Genomic DNA, 16,086 nt, shown 5'->3' with positions numbered 1-16,086 from the left:
CTCAGCGCGGCGTGTCCGGGGTCGGGGTGAACGCGGGGCCGTGGCCCGGCACCACGACGTCGGCGACGGCGAGCACCCTGGCGCGGCCCACGTGCAGGGCCGCGAGGTCGGTGGCGTAGTCGTCGCCGACCGACGTGGCCGTGTTCCACAGGTGCGTGAAGGCGACCACGCCGCCGGCGGTGCCGACGAGGGTGGTGATGTCCTCGGCGGTGTGCCCCGGGGTGCGGATCAGCCGGATCGACGGGGTCAGCTCGAACCCCTCGGCGTCCCGGTCGTCCCACTGGTCGCCGTGGTACACCGCCCAGTGGTCGTGGAAGCGCGCGTTGGGGAACAGCGCGGCGTTGAGCGTGTGGTCCGGGTGATGGTGGCTGAAGATAACGTCGGTGACCGTTGCCGGATCGACGCCGAGCGCGGCCAGGGGGTCGAGGATCAGCGACCGGTCGCGGACCATGCCGGGGTCGGTGACGAGCAGGACGTCGCCGTCGCGGACGAAGCCGACGGTCGAGGCGACGCCGGCGCCCGCGTAACCGGTGTGCAGCAGCTCATACGTGGCGGTCGCCGCCCTCGGGTGATCACTCATGGCACCAGCATCGCCGGTCGGGCGCCGCCGGGCGAGACGAAAAACGGAGTCTCATCGCAAGATTCACGCCACGATCCGGCGGGCGTGTCCGTCAGCACTGTTTGTCAGCACTGTTTGTCAGCACAGAACGCTGGACCGGAGGGACGGGGCATGCGGCGTACGGCCGTGCTCATCGGTGCACCGGCCCACGACCTCACCGGCGTGGGCAACGACGTCGACGCGATGGCGGAGCTGCTCGCCGGGCGCGGCTTCGCCACCGTGCGGTGCGAGGGGTCGGAAGCCACCCGGGCGGGGATCCTCGACGCGTACGGGCGGCTGATCCGCGACGCCCGCCCGGACGACGCCGTCGTCGTCTACTACAGCGGGCACGGCGGCCTGGCCACACCGCCACCGCAGCTGAGGACGCCCGGCCGGGCCGCGCCGCCGCGGCTGCAGTTCATCGTCCCGGTCGACCACCCCGGGCCGGCGGCCACGGACTTCCGCGGCATCACCGCCCCCGAGCTGTCGGTCCTGCTCCTCCGGCTGACGAACACGACCCGCAACGTCACCGTCATCATCGACGCCTGCCACGCCGCGCACGTGTTCCGCGACGACGGGCTGCGGGTGAAGGCGCTGCGGCAGCCGGCGTACCTCGACGTCGCCGAACACCTCAGCCGCCTGCGCCGCCAGGGCCTGGACACCGCCGCCCTGCACGCCCTGGGCAACCAGGACGCGGTGCGGGTGGTGGCCTGCGGCCGCGAGCAGTCGGCGTACGAGTACACCAACGACGCCGGGCGGCCGGCCGGGCTGTTCACCGAGGCGCTCACCCTGACCCTGGCCGAGACCGGCGACCGGCCGGTCAGCTGGGCCGACCTGCTGCCGCGGGTGCGCGAGCGGGTGCGGGCGGTGGTGCCGTTCCAGCGTCCGGAGGCGGAGGGGCCCGCGCTGCGGCCGCCGTTCCAGCTGGATCCGGTCCGGCCCGGGCTGGGGCTGGAGGCCGGGCCGGATCGGGCGGCGCTCGGCGCCGCGGTGACCATCGGGTGGGGCCGGGTGGTGGGCGGCCGGGCGCACCCGCTGCCGGCGCAGGACGCGCTCGTCCACGCCGGCGAGGACGTGTACGTACGCGTCCGCAACGACGGCCGGGCGACCGTGCACGTGTCGCTGCTCGCGTTCGACCCCCTGGCACGCGGCTCCGTCGTCACCTCGCTCGACCCGTCCGGCGTCCCGGTCCGGCCGGGCGAGGAGCACGTGATCGGCCGCGACGAGTTGCACGGCCGGCTGGACGGCATCCCGCTGCGGTGGCCGGCCGGGGCGGGCGACGCGCCACGACCCGCGGCGTTCGTCGTGCTGGTCTCCTCGGCGCCGGAGGCACCCGCCGAGGTCTTCCGGGACCTGTCGATGCACGGCGACGACGGGTTGCGCCGCGACGCACACCGTATCCGTTTCCGGCTCGATCCCGGGCCGCGTTCCCCAGCGAACAGTACGAGCGAGCAGTGAGGTGGTCATGGGCGACACGATCTACGGCAACAAGTTCGGCGGCGACAACATCCACGGCGACAAGATCGTCACGCACGGGTCACCCCGGCCGCGCCGGCCGGTCGAACCCGCGGTCGTCCTGGTGATGAGCGCCGGCACCGACCAGCAGGCGCCGCTGCGCGTCGACGAGGAACGCCGGGAGATCAGCCACGCGGTCCGGCTCGCCGGCGCCGGCGAACGCATCGACGTCCGCACCGCCGACGCCCTGCGCCTGGACGACCTGTCCGACGTGCTGCCGCACCACCGCCCGGTGATCGCCCACTTCAGCGGCCACGGGGTGGCCGGCGCGGGCATCGTGGTCACCGACGACCTCCGGCAGCCCCAGTCGGTGCCCCCGGAGGCGCTGAGCGAACTGTTCCGCCTGGAGCGCGGCCGCCTGCAGTGCGTGGTGCTCAACGCCTGCTTCACCGAAGACCAGGCCTGGGCGATCGCCGAGCACGTACCGTTCGTCATCGGCATGCGCGGCCGCGTCCTGGACGACACCGCCATCCGTTTCGCCGCCGGCTTCTACCGCGGCATCGCCTACGCCCGCTCGGTCCGGGACGCGTTCGACCTCGGCTGCAACCGGCTACGGCTGCACGGCCACCTCGACGCTGACGTGCCGCGCCTGGTCGACCGGCAGGGCACCCCGGACCTTCCGGTCGTCGACCGCCCAGCGGACCCGGACGCCCGGTAGCGGACCGCGGACCCTGCCCCGTCCGGTGTCACGGCCGCCCCGGACCGCGCGACGGTCCTGGCCTCGCCGTGGTGCCCCGGTGAGCACGCCACCGCCGGCCCGGTGCCGCCGGGCGGGCGCACGCAGGCGACCGAAGCCCGGGCGCGAAACTCGTGCGGCACGGGGTCCGGCGGGGCGCCCTCGTCGAGGTCCCAGACCCCGACGCGCCCGTTGTCGTGCGCGAACGACCGCGACCCGCCTGCCGTCGGCGACGGTGGTGCAGGCGGCCGCGAGGGCGTGGCGACGGCACAGGCGGCGACCCAGGCTCGACGTCCCACACCCCCGACGACACCGTCCCGCCCGCCGCTGAACGCACCCGCACCGACGGCCGGGGCGTGGCAGGATCGGGGCCGTGGAGCTGAGACCGGAGCTGCTGCCGCCCGCCGTCGCCGCCCGGCACGTCGCGGCGGTCCAGGCGCGCATCGAGGCGATCCGGGACCTGCTCGACCGGTCCGACCCGCGGGCCGCCGAGGCGATCGCCGCCCTCAACGACGCCACCGGGCACGACTACACCGTCGAGGACCTGCGCGACCTCTGCAGCCGCGAGCCCGACGAGCTGGCCGCGGAGGCCGCCGCTCCCCCGATCCGGCGGACCCCGGCCGCCAGCACCGTCACCCGCGACGAGCTCGTCGAGATCGTGTGCCGCATCCTCGCCGGCGACCGGCACACCGACTTCTACGTGGCCCTGTTCGACGCGAACGTGGTCATGCCCGGCGCCTCCGGCCTCATCTTCTATCCGCCCGCCGAGCTGGCCGGCGCCGGCCCGGAGGAGATCGTGGACGCGGCACTCGCGTACCGGCCGATCGCCCTGTGACGTGCGGCGTCAGGCCAGGGCGGCGAGGGTCGCGGGGTCCAGGGTGATGTCGAGGGCGGCGACCGCGGCGTCGTAGTGCGACAGGGTCCGCGGGCCGATCAGCGTGACCCTGGCCGGATCCTGCTGGTGCAGCAGCCACGCGAGGACGAGCTGGTTGCCGGTGACGCCGAGCTGCGCGGCCACCCGCGACACGGTCGCGAAGCGGGCCTCGGTGTCGGCGCCGCGGTAAGGTCGCATCACGTGGTGGGTCTGCCGCTTCGCCGGGTCGTCGTACACACCCTTGAGGATCGGCGAATACGCGACGAGCGTCATCTCCGGGTGTGCCCGCAGGTGCGTCAGCTGCGCACTGTCCACGATGGACACCGTTGGCTCCGCCGGGCGCAGGTACGAGTGCTCCTGCTGCACGGCGACGGGCGCGGGCCAGCCGTGCTCGGCGCAGAGGGCGGCGATGCGCTCCAGCCGGGCCGTCGACACGTTGGACCAGCCGAGGTGGCGGGTCTTACCGGCGGCGACCAGCGCGGCCAGCGCCTCCAGCGTCTCTTCGAGGGGTGTCGTCAGGTCGTCGACGTGGACGTAATACAGGTCGACGTGGTCGACGCCGAGCCTGCGCAGGCTGGCGTCGAGGGCGCGGCGGAGCGTGTCGCCGCCCGCCCCGGCATACTGCGACGCGGCGCTGCGCCGCCCGTCGCGGGCCGCGGCCGGGTCGGCGACCCAGGCGCTGCCCTTGGTCGCGAGGAACACGTCGTCGCGCCGCCCGGTCCTGGCGAACCAGCGCCCGAGCAGCGTCTCGCTCTCCCCGCCGGTGAACGGCGCCGCCCCGGCCGGCGCGTCGGGCCACCACGCGTAGCAGTCGGCAGTGTCCAGGAACGTGCCGCCGGCGTCGAGATACCTGTCCAGGATCAGGGTGGATGTGGGCTCGTCGGTGCTGGTGCCCATCAGCATGCAGCCGAGGGCGAGGGCGCTGACCTGCTCGCCGGTGCGGCCAAGTGGAACTGTTCGCATGCCGGCGACGCTATGACCTGGAGCGCGCACCAGGTCAAGCCGAGACAGCCACCGTCGCGCCGAGACGGGCGCCGTCACGCCCAGCTGGCCGCCGTCACGCCGGGACGGCCGCCGTCACGCCGGGACGGCCGCCGTCACGCCGGGACGGCCGCCGTCACACCGGTGCCTGCGTGTCGGCAGGCTCGGCGCGGGCGAGCTCCTGCCGATACCAGCCGATCTTCTCCTTGATCCTCACCTGCTCGTCGCGCAGCTCGGCGATCTTGCGCTCGATGTCCCGGTCGTGCTCCTCGAGGAGCTCGGCGCGCTCGGCGAACGTGCCCTCACCGTCGCGGGCGAGCTCCGCATATCGGCGCATCCTGGCGATCGGCATGCCGGTGTCACGCAGGCAGCGCAGGACGCCGAGCCAGTCGAGGTCGTCGTCGGTGAACAGGCGCTGCCCTCCGGCGGTGCGGTCGATGCCGTCGAGGAGGCCGATGCGCTCGTAGTAGCGCAGCGTGTCGAGGCTGAACCCGGTCTTCTGGACGGTCTCCCGTGGCGAATACGGCATGCCTCATTTTCCCACGTGCGCGCGGATCGCATTGCCCAGCGCACGCATGGTTGCCAGCACCTCACCGACCGTCGCCACTGGAGACACGGGAGACGTGGGAGATGTGGGAGATGTGGGAGACGCCGGAGACGCGGCGGGAGACCAGTTGGCCAGGGCCGCGTAGCTGACGGCGCCCGCGGTGCCGGTGACGACGCCGACGTCCGCGCGCACCCCGTCGTCGGTGCCGGTCTTGTTGCGCAGCAGGACACCGTCGTGCGACAACGGGTCCAGGTCGAACGCCGACGCCACCATCGACAGGTCCACCGACGTCCGCATCCAGTCCAGCACCTGCGCCCCGCCCTCGATCCCCGGCAGCCGGTGCAGCAGCAGCGACAGTTCGCCGGCGCTGCCGGACGACAGCCGCGGCGGGTGCGCGGCCGTGCGGACGTCGCGGACCACGTCGTGCAGCGCCGTCACGGTGAGGCCCAGCGAAGCGGCCAGCGCCGCGACCCGGTCCAGGCCGGCCCGGCGGAGCAGGACGTTGGTGGCGAGGTTGTCGCTCACCGACGCCACCAGCACGGCCAGGTCGCGGACGGGGAGCACATCGGTACCGAGGTGCTGCCACAACCCGGAGTCCGCGACCGCCGCCACGTCCCGCCGGTCACACGGCAGGTCCGGCGGGAGGCTCCGTGCGACCTCGAGCAGGAGCAGCAGCTTGCCGACGCTCGCGGTGGACAGGACCAGATCGGGCCGGTGTGCGTGGACGACACGGCCGTCGGCGTCGCGCACGCACACGGACCACGTGACGGCGGTGTCTGTCCCCTGACCGGGCGGCGCATTCCACCGGACCGTCAGATCAGGCCAGTCCACGCCCGGTCGATGGCGAGGCATGCGACACACCCCCCGCACCGTGCTCGTGGCCCTGGCGGCCCTCGCCGCCGTCGTGATCTCCACCGTACCGGCCGCCGCTGCCACCGCACCGGCCACCTGGTGGAAGCCGGCCGCCGGCGCGACGTGGCAGATGCAGTTCACCGGCGCGCTGGACATGTCCGTCACCGCCGACGTGTACGACATCGACGGCGCCGACGCAACGAAGGCCCAGGTCACCAAGCTGCACGCGGCCGGCCGGAAGGTGCTGTGCTACGTCGACGCCGGCTCGTGGGAGAACTGGCGCGCCGACGCCGCCCGCTTCCCGGCCGCCGTGCGCGGCAACGCGCTGGACGGCTGGGCCGGCGAGCAGTGGCTCGACATCCGGCAGTGGGACACGCTGCGGCCGATCCTCACCGACCGCTTCGCGACCTGCAAGGCCAAGGGCTTCGACGCCGTCGACCCGGACAACATGGACGGTTACGCCAACGCGTCCGGGTTCCCGTTGACCGCCGCCGACCAGCTGCTGTTCAACCGCCGGGTCGCGGACCTGGCGCACTCCCTCGGCCTGGCCGTCGGGCTGAAGAACGACCTCGAGCAGATCACCAAGCTGCAACCGTCCTTCGACTTCGCCGTCAACGAGTCGTGCGTGCAGTGGAAGGAGTGCGCGATGCTCAGCCCGTTCGTCACCGCCGGCAAGCCGGTCTTCCACGTCGAGTACAAGGCGTCGCTGTGCCCGACGGCGGCGGCGCTGCGGTTCAGCTCGATCCGCAAGAACCTCCGCCTGGACGCCTTCCGCGCCGCGTGCTGACCGCCGGCGCGGGTCAGGCCGCCGGCGCAGGTCAGGGCGCCAGCGCAGGTGAGGGCGCCAGCGCAGGTGAGGGCGCCGGCACGGGTGAGGGCGCCGGCACGGGTCAGGCCGCCGCCGGCGCGGGACCGGGCACGGCGATGCTCACCGCGGCCCGCACCGCCCTGGCCTTGAGCTTGCGGACCGGGGTACGGGCGCCCCCGTCGAGCTCGAGCAGCACCGGCGAGGCGAAGCGCACCTTGACCTTCCGTGCGCTGCCCACCTGGACGAACGGGGAGTCGTCGGTGCGGCCGAACGCCATGCGGCCCAGGGTGCGGGCCCACTGCAGTGCGCCCTGGGCGGTCGACACGCCGACCTCGAGGCGGCCGTCGAACGCGCTGGCGTCGTCGAAGGCCTCGATGCCACCGGCGATGGTGCCGATGTTGCCGAGCAGGACACAGGTGGCGGGGCCGGAGAACCACTCCTTGCCGTCGAGGGTGACGGTCGCCTCGACCGGGTCGTCGCCGACGTGGCGGACGGCGGTGCCGAAGTAGGCGAGCTTGCCGGCGCGGCTCTTCATGCCCCGGTCGGCGTCGTCGATCATCTCGGCGTCGAAGCCGGCGCCGGCCATGACGGCGAAGTGCTCCCCGGCGACCTTGCCGAGGTCGAAGCGGCGGCGGGTGCCCGTCAGGCCGATGCGCACGGCGGCGGCGATGTCCTGCGGAATGTCCAGCGACGACGCGAACAGGTTCGCGGTGCCGGCCGGGATCACCGCCAGGGTCACGTCGGAGCCGGCGAGGGTGTCGACGCAGCGCTGCACCATGCCGTCGCCGCCCCAGACGAACACCAGGTCGGCGCCCGCCTCGACGGCCTTGCGCAGCTGCTTGGGTGCCTTGCGGCTCTTCGGCACCTCGCGCCAGTCGGGGGTCTCGACGCCTTCGCGGGCCAGGACCCGCCGCAGTTCGTCGAGACCCCCGCCGAGGGACTTGCCGGCATGGGCGATGACAGCGACATTCACATCCGCCTCGGTACCCATCGGCGCTGTCCGCTAAGCGTCCCGCGCGGCCAGCGCGACACCCCCGACGAGTAATGCGCCGAACGCCCAGGCGGCGGTGACGCCCAGGCCGGCCCACGGGCCGATCGGCAGCTTGTCCAGGCCGGTGGTGGCCTGCACGGCAAGCCCGGCGGTCATCGGGCCGATCTGCAGCAGGTGCCGTTCCCAGTGCGGGTCGGGCGCGGCGGCGGCGAGGATCGGGAACAGGAACAGCAGCGCCAGCACCACCCCGATCGCCGCGGCCGCGTTGCGCACGACGGCGGCGACGCCGAGGGCGAGCAGCCCGATCAGCAGCAGGTAGAGCACCGAGCCGCCGGTCGCCCGCAGCAGCGTCGCCGTCGACACGCCGGCGGGCAGGATGTGCCGGCCCACCAGCGCGGACACGGCGACCGCGACCACCGCGGCGGGGGCGGTCACGGCGGTGACGACCACGGCCTTCGCCGCGAGGACGCCGGTGCGGCGCGGCATCGCCGCCAGGGTGGCGTGGATCATGCCGGTTCCGTACTCCCCGCCGACGGCGAGCACGGCGAGGATCGCCACGACCGCCTGCCCGAGTTGCACGCCGGTGAGGACGGCCTTCGTCGGGTCGCCGCCGCAGACCGCGGTGGCGCAGCGCATGTTGACCGCGACGACGACGCTGACGGCGGCGGTCGCCGCGACGATCCCGAGGACCAGCCACCAGGTCTCCGGGGCGGTGCGCAGCTTCGTCCACTCCGCGCGCAGGTACCGCGCCCCGGACTCGCGGGTGCGGGTCCGGTCCCGGAGAGCCAGCACGGCGCTCACACGTCCCTCCTGCGGAAGCGGTACGCGGCGAACGCCAGCCCGACACCGGCCCAGGCGAGCAGGACGGCGAACCCAGCCCACGGCGCGAGGGGGAAGAAGCCGTTGGCGGGTGTGTACACGCCGTCGACCTGCGCGTACCGCGGCGTGCTCTGCTGGATCGCGAACGCGGCGGCCGGGGTGACCCGCAGCAGCCACTCGCCGGCGGCGATCGGCAGGACGGTCATCGACAGCAGGTACGGCAGGACCGTCGCCACGATCGCCAGGGTGACCGCCGTGGTGCCGCGCCGCAGCAGGACCCCGAACGCGAGCGCGAGGACCGCGGCGAGGGCGAGCAGCGCCCCGGTGCCCACGACGACCCGCAGTTCGGTCATGGTGGAGGCGGGGTGGACGTAGATGCCGTTGCCGCGCATGATGTCCGGCCCGAACCCGACGACGACGGCCGCCGCGGCGAGCCCGGCCACGAACGCGACGCCGCCGAGCACGGTCGCCTTCGCCGCGAGCGCCGTCAGCCGGCGCGGTGCGGCGGTGAGCGAGGTGCGGATCAGCCCGCGCCGGTACTCCCCGGTCATCGTCATCGCGCCGATCACGACGACGAACACGAGACCGGCGAACGTGCCGATGAGCGTCTGGCTGATGGTGGTGCCCAGGCCCGCCGCGCCCGCCACGGCCGGGCCGATGTCGCCGGAGCCGGTGACGGTGAACCCGCCGGCGGTCTCCTCGGCGCCGTTCGGCCGGCCGTCGCCCGCCGGTCCCCGGTTGCCGGCGGGCCCACCGATGTCCGGGCTGCCCGGCCCGCCCGGACTGCCCGGACCTTCGACGGGCCCGCCGGTGGCAACGGCCCAGGTGCCTTCCGGCCAGCCGCCGGTCGTGCTGATCTGGTCGAACCCGGCCGTGGCCTTCGACGGGCCGCCGGACGCCGAGGCGGCGCCGATCGTCTCCGTGAACTGTGGCGAGGTGACGAACAGCCCGACCTCCGCGGTGGCCGGCAGGTCGGTGAGCCGCACGGTGCCGATCCCGGTCCAGCTGACGCCGTCGGCGGACTCCAGCGCGGTGATGCGGTCCCCGCCCCGGGTCAGCCGCAGCCACCGTGGTGCCGTGGCGGCGGCGGTACTTCCGGCGCGGTCGTGCACGTAGTTGTGCTGCAGCCGCACGCCGTGCCCGCCGGTGAGCATGACCGCGGCGTAGGTGGAGCCGCTGCGGGTGCCGTCCTTGACGATCAGCCCGGCCTTCGCCCACGGGACCACCCCCTCGATGTCCCCGTGGGCGCCGTCGGCGAAGTTCGGCCGGAATCCGGTCATCGACGCGATCCGCGCGGTGATGGTGCCGTCGCCGGTGAGCGGGCGGTGCACGAACGTGAACGCGTCGGTGACCTCCTGCCCCTCGGGGCCGACGGGCACGACGCACTCGGAGCCGGTGCCGCGCTTGCCGCAGGTGCCTTCCATGCCGGGGAACAGGCCGAACCCCACGATGGCGGCGGTGGCGACCAGCATCCCGATCACCCAGCCGCGCACGGTCCTGAATTTCGTCCATTCCGCGTGTACGAGCCGCGCGTAGCCGTTCATCGCGCCTCCTCCGGCCCGGCCGTGGCGCGGAACTCGACCGCGTCGCGGGTCAGCTCCAGGTACGCCTCCTCGAGAGTGGCCCGGTGCGAGGAGATCTCCGCGAACGGCACCCCGCCCGCAGTGAGCGCCGCCACGACCTGCTCGGCGGCCATCCCGGTGACGGTCAGCGTGCCCTCGCCGGCGCGGCTCACCACGGCGCCGGCGGACTCCAGTACACCTGCCGCGGCGTCAACGAACGGCGCGCCGGTGCGCAACGTGACCCTGCCGGCGGCGGCCGTCCGCAGCAGCGCGGCGATGTTCGTGTCGGCGATGACCCGGCCGCGGCCCGCGACCACGACATGATCGGCGGTGTCCTGCAGCTCGCTCATCAGGTGGCTGGACACGAGCACGGCCCGGCCCTCGGCGGCCAGCGCCCGCAGGTGGTGGCGCATCCAGATGATGCCCTCGGGGTCCATGCCGTTGAACGGCTCGTCCAGCATGAGCGCCGGCGGGTCGCCGAGCAGCGCGGCGGCGATGCCGAGGCGCTGGCGCATGCCGAGGGAGAACCCGCCCGCGGCCCGGCGGGCCACGCCCTGCAGCCCGGCCCCTTCGAGGACCTCGTCGACCCGGCGGCCGGGCAGGCCCTGGGAGTGCGCGAGCCACAGCAGGTGGTTGCGGGCGGTCCGCCCCGGCTGCAGCGCCCCCGCGTCGAGCAGCGAACCGAGGTGGCACAGCGGGCGGCTGAGACTGCGGTAGGGCCGGCCGGCGACCAGTGCGGTGCCGGCGTCCGGTGCGTCGAGGCCCAGGATCACCCGCATCGTGGTGGACTTGCCGGCGCCGTTGGGGCCGACGAAGCCGGTGACCTGGCCGGGTTCGACGGTGAACGTCATCCCGTCGAGGGCCGTTTGCGACCCGAACCGTTTGCGAAGTCCGTTGACGACAATCATGGGTCCTGTTGTACGGGCGGCGCGGTGACACCACGGTGACAACGGCGGACACCTCACTGACACCTCGGACCTGGCATCGTGGTGGCATGCGGGTGCTGGTGGTCGAAGACTTCGAGGTCCTGGCCAGGACCGTCGGGACGGGGCTGCGCCGGGAGGGCATGGCGGTCGACGTCGTCCTGGACGGCGCCGAGGCCTTGGAGCGGCTCGCCGTGAACCGGTACGACGTGGTCGTCCTGGACCGTGACCTGCCCGGCGTGCACGGCGACGAGGTGTGCCGCCGGATCGTCGCGGCCCGCTCCAGCAGCCGGGTGCTGATGCTGACCGCGGCCAGCACCGTCAAGCAGCGGGTCGACGGCCTCGGCCTCGGCGCCGACGACTACCTGCCGAAACCGTTCGACTTCGAGGAGCTGGTCGCCCGGATCCGGGCCCTGGCCCGGCGGCCCGCCTCGTCGCTGCCGACGGTGTACGAGCTCGGCGACCTCACCCTCGACCCCGCCCGCCGGGTCGCGTCCCGGGCCGGGCAGCGCCTGGAGCTCAGCCCGAAGGAGTTCGGCGTCCTGGAGTGCCTGCTCGCCGCCGACGGCCGGCCGGTGTCCGCGGAGGACCTGCTGGAGCGGGTGTGGGACGAGGCGGCGGATCCGTTCACCACCGTGGTGAAGACGACGATCCGCCGGCTGCGCGGCAAGCTCGGCACCCCCGACCTCATCCACACCGTCCGCGAGGCCGGCTACCGCATCGGCTCGCTGTGAGCCGGCGCAACCGCCGGCTGCAGTGGCGGCTCACCGCGCTCTACGCGGTCCCGTTCCTGCTCGCGGTCGTCGCCGGGATCGGGCTGTTCTCCTACGGCTCGTCGTCCACCGCTCCCGTGGGCCAGGGGCCGGCGCCGACCCCGCACGAACCCCCGCCCGACGACCGGATGCTGCGCGTCATCGTCGTGACGCTGCTGATCGCGAGTCTCCTCGCGGTGCTCGGCGGCTGGGTCATCGCCGGCCGGGTCCTGCGCCCGCTGCGCACCATCATCGCCAACGCCCGCGACATCTCCGCGACCAGCCTGCACCGCCGGCTCGGCCGGACCGGCTCCGGCGACGAGTTCACCGAGCTCGCCTCGACGCTCGACAGCGTCTTCGAACGCCTCGAGGCCGCGTTCGCCTCGCAGCGCCGCTTCGTCGCCAACGCCTCCCACGAGTTACGGACGCCCCTCGCTGCGGAGCGGGCCCTGCTGCAGGTCGCCCTCGCCGATCCTGACGTCACGGTCGACACGCTCCGCGAGGCGTGCCGCGAGGTGCTCGCCCTCGGCGCCGCCCAGGAGCGGCTCGTCGACGCGCTGCTGACCCTCGCCAGCGGCGAGCAGGGCGTCGAGCAGGACGAGCCGGTCGACCTGGCCGCGATCGCGGCCGCCGCGCTGCGCCGGCGCTCGGTCGAGGCGAAGGTCCGCGGCGTGCGGGTCGGGTCTTCGCTGGGCCCGGCCGTCGGTGCCGGTGATCCCCGGCTGGTGGAGAGCCTGGTGGCGAATCTGGTCGACAATGCGGTGCGGTACAACGTCGACGGCGGCTGGATCGAGGTGGCCACGGGTTCGGTGGAGGGCGCGGCCCGGTTGGTGGTCCGTAATACCGGCCCGGTTGTGCCGGCGTCGGAGGTCGGGCGGTTGCTGCAGCCGTTCCAGCGCTTGGAGGGGCAGCGGATCGGGCGGAGCGATGGGCATGGCCTGGGGCTGGCGATCGTTCAGGCGATTGCCACGGCGCATGGGGCCGGGCTGCGGGTGCTGCCCCGCCCGGATGGCGGTCTCGACGTCACCGTCGACTTCCGGCTTGGGTGAGCGCTTTGTTCACCCCCCAAGATCCTCTGGTCGTCTTTCCGTTGAGGTTCGCGTGGGGGTACGCCGCTTGGAGTGATTCCTGGTGCAGGTCCTCGTCGGTCGGTGGTTCCGCGCAGCCTCCGGCCGCGCGAATGGGTGGCGTGGGCGCGGTCGGTGCCGTGTCGAGGTGATGCCAAGCCAGGTCCGCGCTCACATGGTCCAGCGCCGTCGGGGTCATCATTCGGTGGTGCCACACCGTCGCCAGTTTCAAAAAACGAACAACCCGAAAGATCTGAGGGGTCAGGGCACCGCGGATCCTTCGGGTTGTTCGGTGGGGGCGCCGTTGATGTTCCGTGGTCACGCAAACCGGGGGGTGGGGGAGGAACCGGGGCGGGTGGTGGGGCGTCGAAGGTGCGACGATGCGGCGGCGCCGGAGGTGGACGTGAGGGCTCGATGGGCTTTGGGCATGCTGGTCGGGGTCGTGGTGCTGGGTGGGGGGTGTGGGGCCCGGCCCGCGCCGGCGCCGGCGCCCGTCGGGGACAGCCCGGAACGGCTGCGGCAGCAGGCACGGGACGCGTTGGACCGGTACGACCGGGCGGTCGCGGCGGCCGGGGGTAGCCAGGGCGTCGTCGTCGTCGGGGAGCGGACCGGGCAGGTCGGCACCTGGGAGGACGACAACGTCATGTTCAAGGCGGCGCTGTCGGCCGGGAAGGTGACCGCCACCGGGCCGTTGCCGGCCGCGCCGCGGGCCGAGGGCGAGGTGACGTGGGACGGGGGCGGGAGCCGTACCGTGGCGATCGTCGCGGCGGCAGAGGCCCTTGCCGAACTCGTCGGGGACGGGGCCGGCGACTGCCCGCAGTGCGCGCCGATCGAGGTGACGGGGGCGCGGCTCGGCACCGCCCGCATCCGCACGACGCGGGGACCGGCGACGGCGCCGGCGTGGGAGTTCACGGTGCGCGGCTCGGCGGTCGTGGTGACGCGGGTGGCGTTCGCGGCGTCGAGTGGCGTGCAGGTCGAGCCACCCCCGTGGGACGCGAACCACCCGCCCGGCGGGCTGAGCATCGACACCGCGACGGTGACGGGGCCGGGGACGACGCTGACCGCGCAGTTCGTCGGTGCGCCCCGGCCCGCGACCGGGCCGTGCGGGGTCGACTACACGGCGGAGGCGGTCGAGTCGGCGAACGCGGTCGTCGTCATCGTCGTCGAGCACCCGTTCCCGGGTGAGCACGCGTGCAATGCGCTCGGCGGGCAGCGCACCGCTACCGTGCAGCTCGCCGCGCCGCTCGGGGAGCGGGCGGTCCTGGAGGTCAAGCAGGGAACGCCGGTCCCGGTGACTGTTGAATAATCAACAACATGGCATTGCAGAAGCTGGGGTTCCTGACGATCGGGTTGTTCGACGAGGCGGACCCGCGCCGCGGGCACGAGTCGACGCTGGAGGTGATCCAGCTCGGTGAGCGCCTCGGGTTCGACAGCGCCTGGGTGCGGCACCGACACCTGCAGTTCGGGATCTCCTCGCCGGTGGCGGTCCTGGCGGCGGCGAGCCAGCGGACCAGCCGCATCGAGCTCGGCACCGCCGTCATCCCGCTCGGCTGGGAGAACCCGCTGCGCCTCGCCGAGGACCTGGCGACCGTCGACGTGCTGTCCGGCGGGCGGCTCAACCCCGGCGTCAGCGTCGGCCCGCCGATGCACTTCGACCGGGTGAAGGAGGCCCTGTACCCGGACACCGCCGACGCCGAGGACTTCAGCTACGAGCGGGTCCGGCGGCTGCTGGACCTGGTGCGGGGTGTCCCGGTCAGCGACGCCGGCGTGGAGGGGTTCGAGGTGTTCTCCGACCGGGTGCAGCCGCACTCCCCCGGTCTCGGCAGCCGGATGTGGTACGGCGGGGGCAGCCTCGCCTCGGCCCGCTGGGCGGGTGAGCACGGGATGAACTTCCTGACCAGCAGCGTCGTCAAGGCCGAGGAGTCCGAGGACTTCGCCGAGATCCAGCGCTCGCACATCCGCGCGTTCCGCGCCCATCACCCCGACGGCGACCGGGCCCGCGTGTCGCAGGGTCTCGTGGTCATCCCGACCGACTCGGCGTCGGCGTCGCAGCGCCGCCGGTACGAGGCGTACGCGCAGCAGCGCACCCCGCGCACGGCGACCCCGCAGGGCCCGGCCCGGCTGATGTTCGCCGCGGATCTCGTCGGCTCGTCGGAGCAGATCGCGGAGCGGCTGCACGCGCACGCCGGGTATCAGGAGGTCGCCGAGGTCGCGTTCGCGCTGCCGTTCAGCTTCGAGCACGACGACTACGTGCAGATCCTCACCGACATCGCCACCCGGCTCGGCCCGGCGCTCGGCTGGCAGCCCAAATTCTCGTGACGGCGGCCTTTTTCGTGCCGGCGCGATGTCGATCCGGGGGGACGTACTTCGTGTAGACGGTGAACGGGCCGGCACCGGGCCGGCCCGAGCACCGGAGGTGGACGAGGATGCGCACGCTGACCGTCATCGAGTTCGTGACCCTGGACGGGGTCATGCAGGGGCTGGGGTCGCCGGACGAGGACCGCGACGGCGGGTTCGAGCACGGCGGGTGGGGCGGCCCGTACTTCGACGAGCGGCAGGCGGCCGCCGCGGTCGAGGGACTGGCATCCACGACGGCGTACCTGTTCGGGCGCCGCACGTACGAGAAGATGATCGGGTTCTGGCCGGCGCAGCCGGACGACAACCCGATGGCCGCGCACCTCAACGCGACCCCCAAGTACGTGGCGACCGGCACGCTCACCGACCTGACCTGGCACAACGCGCGGGTCCTCGACGGTCCACTCGGGCCGGCGGTGCGCAAGCTGAAGGCCGACGGCGACGGCACGGTCGCGGTGCTCGGCAGCGGTGTCCTCGTGCAGGAGCTGATCGCCGAGGACCTCGTCGACGGGTACCGGCTGTTCCTGCACCCGCTGCTGCTCGGCACCGGCAAGCGGCTGTTCCGCGGCATGGCCGCGCCGGTGCGGCTGCAGCTCGTCGACTGCACCCCGACCAGCACGGGCGTCGTCATGCTGTCCTATGACCTGCTCAGATGACGTGTTTACGGGCGGTGTGGGGGGCCCGCGACACCGCCGGCATCCCGGAGAGCCGCAGCCACGAGTAGGGGAGGCAGACCCGGCCGGTGCGCACGGCGCCGACCGGGACG

The 16,086-nt window shown here is 73.7% G+C and carries 17 protein-coding genes; 9 read left to right on the top strand and 8 right to left on the bottom strand.

Annotation, left to right across the window (positions count from 1 at the left end):
- Position 1: 1 nt before the first annotated feature.
- Positions 2–580, bottom strand: coding sequence for an MBL fold metallo-hydrolase (locus tag AB0K00_RS05930; RefSeq protein WP_363515990.1), 579 nt, complete (start codon positions 578–580; stop codon positions 2–4).
- A gap of 150 nt (positions 581–730) precedes the next feature.
- On the opposite strand from AB0K00_RS05930, the gene AB0K00_RS05925 reads away from it, so the two are divergent.
- The 3 genes from AB0K00_RS05925 (at position 731) to AB0K00_RS05915 (ending at position 3,624) form a co-directional block, all read left to right on the top strand.
- The gene (locus AB0K00_RS05925; protein WP_363515987.1) at positions 731–2,056 is read left to right on the top strand and encodes a caspase family protein; all 1,326 of its coding nucleotides are present in this window, start codon (positions 731–733) and stop codon (positions 2,054–2,056) included.
- Positions 2,057–2,063: 7 nt separating this feature from the next.
- Positions 2,064–2,771, top strand: a complete 708-nt coding sequence (locus AB0K00_RS05920; RefSeq protein WP_363515984.1) for a CHAT domain-containing protein — start codon at positions 2,064–2,066, stop codon at positions 2,769–2,771.
- 391 nt (positions 2,772–3,162) lie between these two features.
- Positions 3,163–3,624 carry a hypothetical protein gene (locus AB0K00_RS05915; protein WP_363515981.1) on the top strand — a complete coding sequence of 154 codons (462 nt, stop codon included), beginning with the start codon at positions 3,163–3,165 and terminating at the stop codon, positions 3,622–3,624.
- Between the two features lie 9 nt (positions 3,625–3,633).
- On the opposite strand, the gene AB0K00_RS05910 is transcribed toward AB0K00_RS05915, so the two are convergent.
- The 3 genes from AB0K00_RS05910 to AB0K00_RS05900 all read right to left on the bottom strand — a co-directional run bounded on the left by AB0K00_RS05910 (position 3,634) and on the right by AB0K00_RS05900 (position 5,941).
- Entirely contained in the window at positions 3,634–4,626 is a 993-nt protein-coding gene (locus tag AB0K00_RS05910) for an aldo/keto reductase (RefSeq protein ID WP_363515978.1), read from the bottom strand.
- A 154-nt stretch (positions 4,627–4,780) separates the two neighbouring features.
- Positions 4,781–5,173 (bottom strand): MerR family transcriptional regulator, encoded by a 393-nt coding sequence (locus tag AB0K00_RS05905; protein WP_363515975.1) that lies wholly within the window; start codon positions 5,171–5,173, stop codon positions 4,781–4,783.
- Between the two features lie 3 nt (positions 5,174–5,176).
- The gene (locus AB0K00_RS05900; RefSeq protein ID WP_363515972.1) at positions 5,177–5,941 is read right to left on the bottom strand and encodes a serine hydrolase; all 765 of its coding nucleotides are present in this window, start codon (positions 5,939–5,941) and stop codon (positions 5,177–5,179) included.
- A gap of 100 nt (positions 5,942–6,041) precedes the next feature.
- Between AB0K00_RS05900 and AB0K00_RS05895 the strand changes: the two genes are divergently transcribed.
- Positions 6,042–6,830, top strand: a complete 789-nt coding sequence (locus AB0K00_RS05895) for an endo alpha-1,4 polygalactosaminidase (RefSeq protein ID WP_363515969.1) — start codon at positions 6,042–6,044, stop codon at positions 6,828–6,830.
- 103 nt (positions 6,831–6,933) lie between these two features.
- On the opposite strand, the gene AB0K00_RS05890 is transcribed toward AB0K00_RS05895, so the two are convergent.
- From AB0K00_RS05890 to AB0K00_RS05875, 4 genes are read right to left on the bottom strand one after another with little or no spacing between them, the layout of a single operon-like run.
- Positions 6,934–7,824 (bottom strand): diacylglycerol kinase family protein, encoded by an 891-nt coding sequence (locus AB0K00_RS05890; protein WP_363515966.1) that lies wholly within the window; start codon positions 7,822–7,824, stop codon positions 6,934–6,936.
- Between the two features lie 30 nt (positions 7,825–7,854).
- The gene (locus tag AB0K00_RS05885) at positions 7,855–8,643 is read right to left on the bottom strand and encodes an ABC transporter permease (protein WP_363515963.1); all 789 of its coding nucleotides are present in this window, start codon (positions 8,641–8,643) and stop codon (positions 7,855–7,857) included.
- Positions 8,640–10,205: an ABC transporter permease subunit gene (locus AB0K00_RS05880; protein ID WP_363515961.1), complete on the bottom strand. Its 1,566-nt coding sequence runs from the start codon at positions 10,203–10,205 to the stop codon at positions 8,640–8,642. The genes AB0K00_RS05885 and AB0K00_RS05880 overlap by 4 nt, the downstream gene beginning before the upstream one ends.
- Entirely contained in the window at positions 10,202–11,131 is a 930-nt protein-coding gene (locus AB0K00_RS05875; RefSeq protein WP_363515958.1) for an ATP-binding cassette domain-containing protein, read from the bottom strand. The genes AB0K00_RS05880 and AB0K00_RS05875 overlap by 4 nt, the downstream gene beginning before the upstream one ends.
- An 86-nt stretch (positions 11,132–11,217) precedes the next feature.
- On the opposite strand from AB0K00_RS05875, the gene AB0K00_RS05870 reads away from it, so the two are divergent.
- From AB0K00_RS05870 to AB0K00_RS05850, 5 genes are all read left to right on the top strand, one after another.
- Entirely contained in the window at positions 11,218–11,880 is a 663-nt protein-coding gene (locus AB0K00_RS05870; RefSeq protein ID WP_363515955.1) for a response regulator transcription factor, read from the top strand.
- A complete protein-coding gene (locus AB0K00_RS05865; RefSeq protein WP_363515952.1) occupies positions 11,877–12,947 on the top strand; it encodes an ATP-binding protein in 1,071 nt (356 codons plus the stop codon). The genes AB0K00_RS05870 and AB0K00_RS05865 overlap by 4 nt, the downstream gene beginning before the upstream one ends.
- 445 nt (positions 12,948–13,392) lie before the next feature.
- Positions 13,393–14,271, top strand: coding sequence for a hypothetical protein (locus AB0K00_RS05860; protein ID WP_363515949.1), 879 nt, complete (start codon positions 13,393–13,395; stop codon positions 14,269–14,271).
- A gap of 8 nt (positions 14,272–14,279) precedes the next feature.
- Positions 14,280–15,284, top strand: a complete 1,005-nt coding sequence (locus AB0K00_RS05855) for an LLM class flavin-dependent oxidoreductase (RefSeq protein ID WP_363515946.1) — start codon at positions 14,280–14,282, stop codon at positions 15,282–15,284.
- A gap of 107 nt (positions 15,285–15,391) precedes the next feature.
- A complete protein-coding gene (locus tag AB0K00_RS05850; protein ID WP_363515943.1) occupies positions 15,392–15,976 on the top strand; it encodes a dihydrofolate reductase family protein in 585 nt (194 codons plus the stop codon).
- The last annotated feature ends 110 nt before the right edge of the window (positions 15,977–16,086 follow it).

Origin of the sequence: Dactylosporangium sp. NPDC049525 (assembly GCF_040676755.1) — a bacterium.
Classification (GTDB): domain Bacteria; phylum Actinomycetota; class Actinomycetes; order Mycobacteriales; family Micromonosporaceae; genus Dactylosporangium.
This window is presented reverse-complemented; position numbering and strand designations above follow the sequence as displayed.

What these genes read in the sequence shown, in the direction of transcription:
- AB0K00_RS05910 (WP_363515978.1), bottom strand. Translation starts at nt 4,626, where the DNA reads ATGCGAACAGTTCCACTTGGCCGCACCGGCGAGCAGGTCAGCGCCCTC.
- AB0K00_RS05920 (WP_363515984.1), top strand. Translation starts at nt 2,064, where the DNA reads ATGGGCGACACGATCTACGGCAACAAGTTCGGCGGCGACAACATCCAC.
- AB0K00_RS05930 (WP_363515990.1), bottom strand. Translation starts at nt 580, where the DNA reads ATGAGTGATCACCCGAGGGCGGCGACCGCCACGTATGAGCTGCTGCAC.
- AB0K00_RS05855 (WP_363515946.1), top strand. Translation starts at nt 14,280, where the DNA reads ATGGCATTGCAGAAGCTGGGGTTCCTGACGATCGGGTTGTTCGACGAG.
- AB0K00_RS05870 (WP_363515955.1), top strand. Translation starts at nt 11,218, where the DNA reads ATGCGGGTGCTGGTGGTCGAAGACTTCGAGGTCCTGGCCAGGACCGTC.
- AB0K00_RS05925 (WP_363515987.1), top strand. Translation starts at nt 731, where the DNA reads ATGCGGCGTACGGCCGTGCTCATCGGTGCACCGGCCCACGACCTCACC.
- AB0K00_RS05880 (WP_363515961.1), bottom strand. Translation starts at nt 10,205, where the DNA reads ATGAACGGCTACGCGCGGCTCGTACACGCGGAATGGACGAAATTCAGG.
- AB0K00_RS05860 (WP_363515949.1), top strand. Translation starts at nt 13,393, where the DNA reads ATGCTGGTCGGGGTCGTGGTGCTGGGTGGGGGGTGTGGGGCCCGGCCC.
- AB0K00_RS05875 (WP_363515958.1), bottom strand. Translation starts at nt 11,131, where the DNA reads ATGATTGTCGTCAACGGACTTCGCAAACGGTTCGGGTCGCAAACGGCC.
- AB0K00_RS05895 (WP_363515969.1), top strand. Translation starts at nt 6,042, where the DNA reads ATGCGACACACCCCCCGCACCGTGCTCGTGGCCCTGGCGGCCCTCGCC.
- AB0K00_RS05905 (WP_363515975.1), bottom strand. Translation starts at nt 5,173, where the DNA reads ATGCCGTATTCGCCACGGGAGACCGTCCAGAAGACCGGGTTCAGCCTC.
- AB0K00_RS05850 (WP_363515943.1), top strand. Translation starts at nt 15,392, where the DNA reads ATGCGCACGCTGACCGTCATCGAGTTCGTGACCCTGGACGGGGTCATG.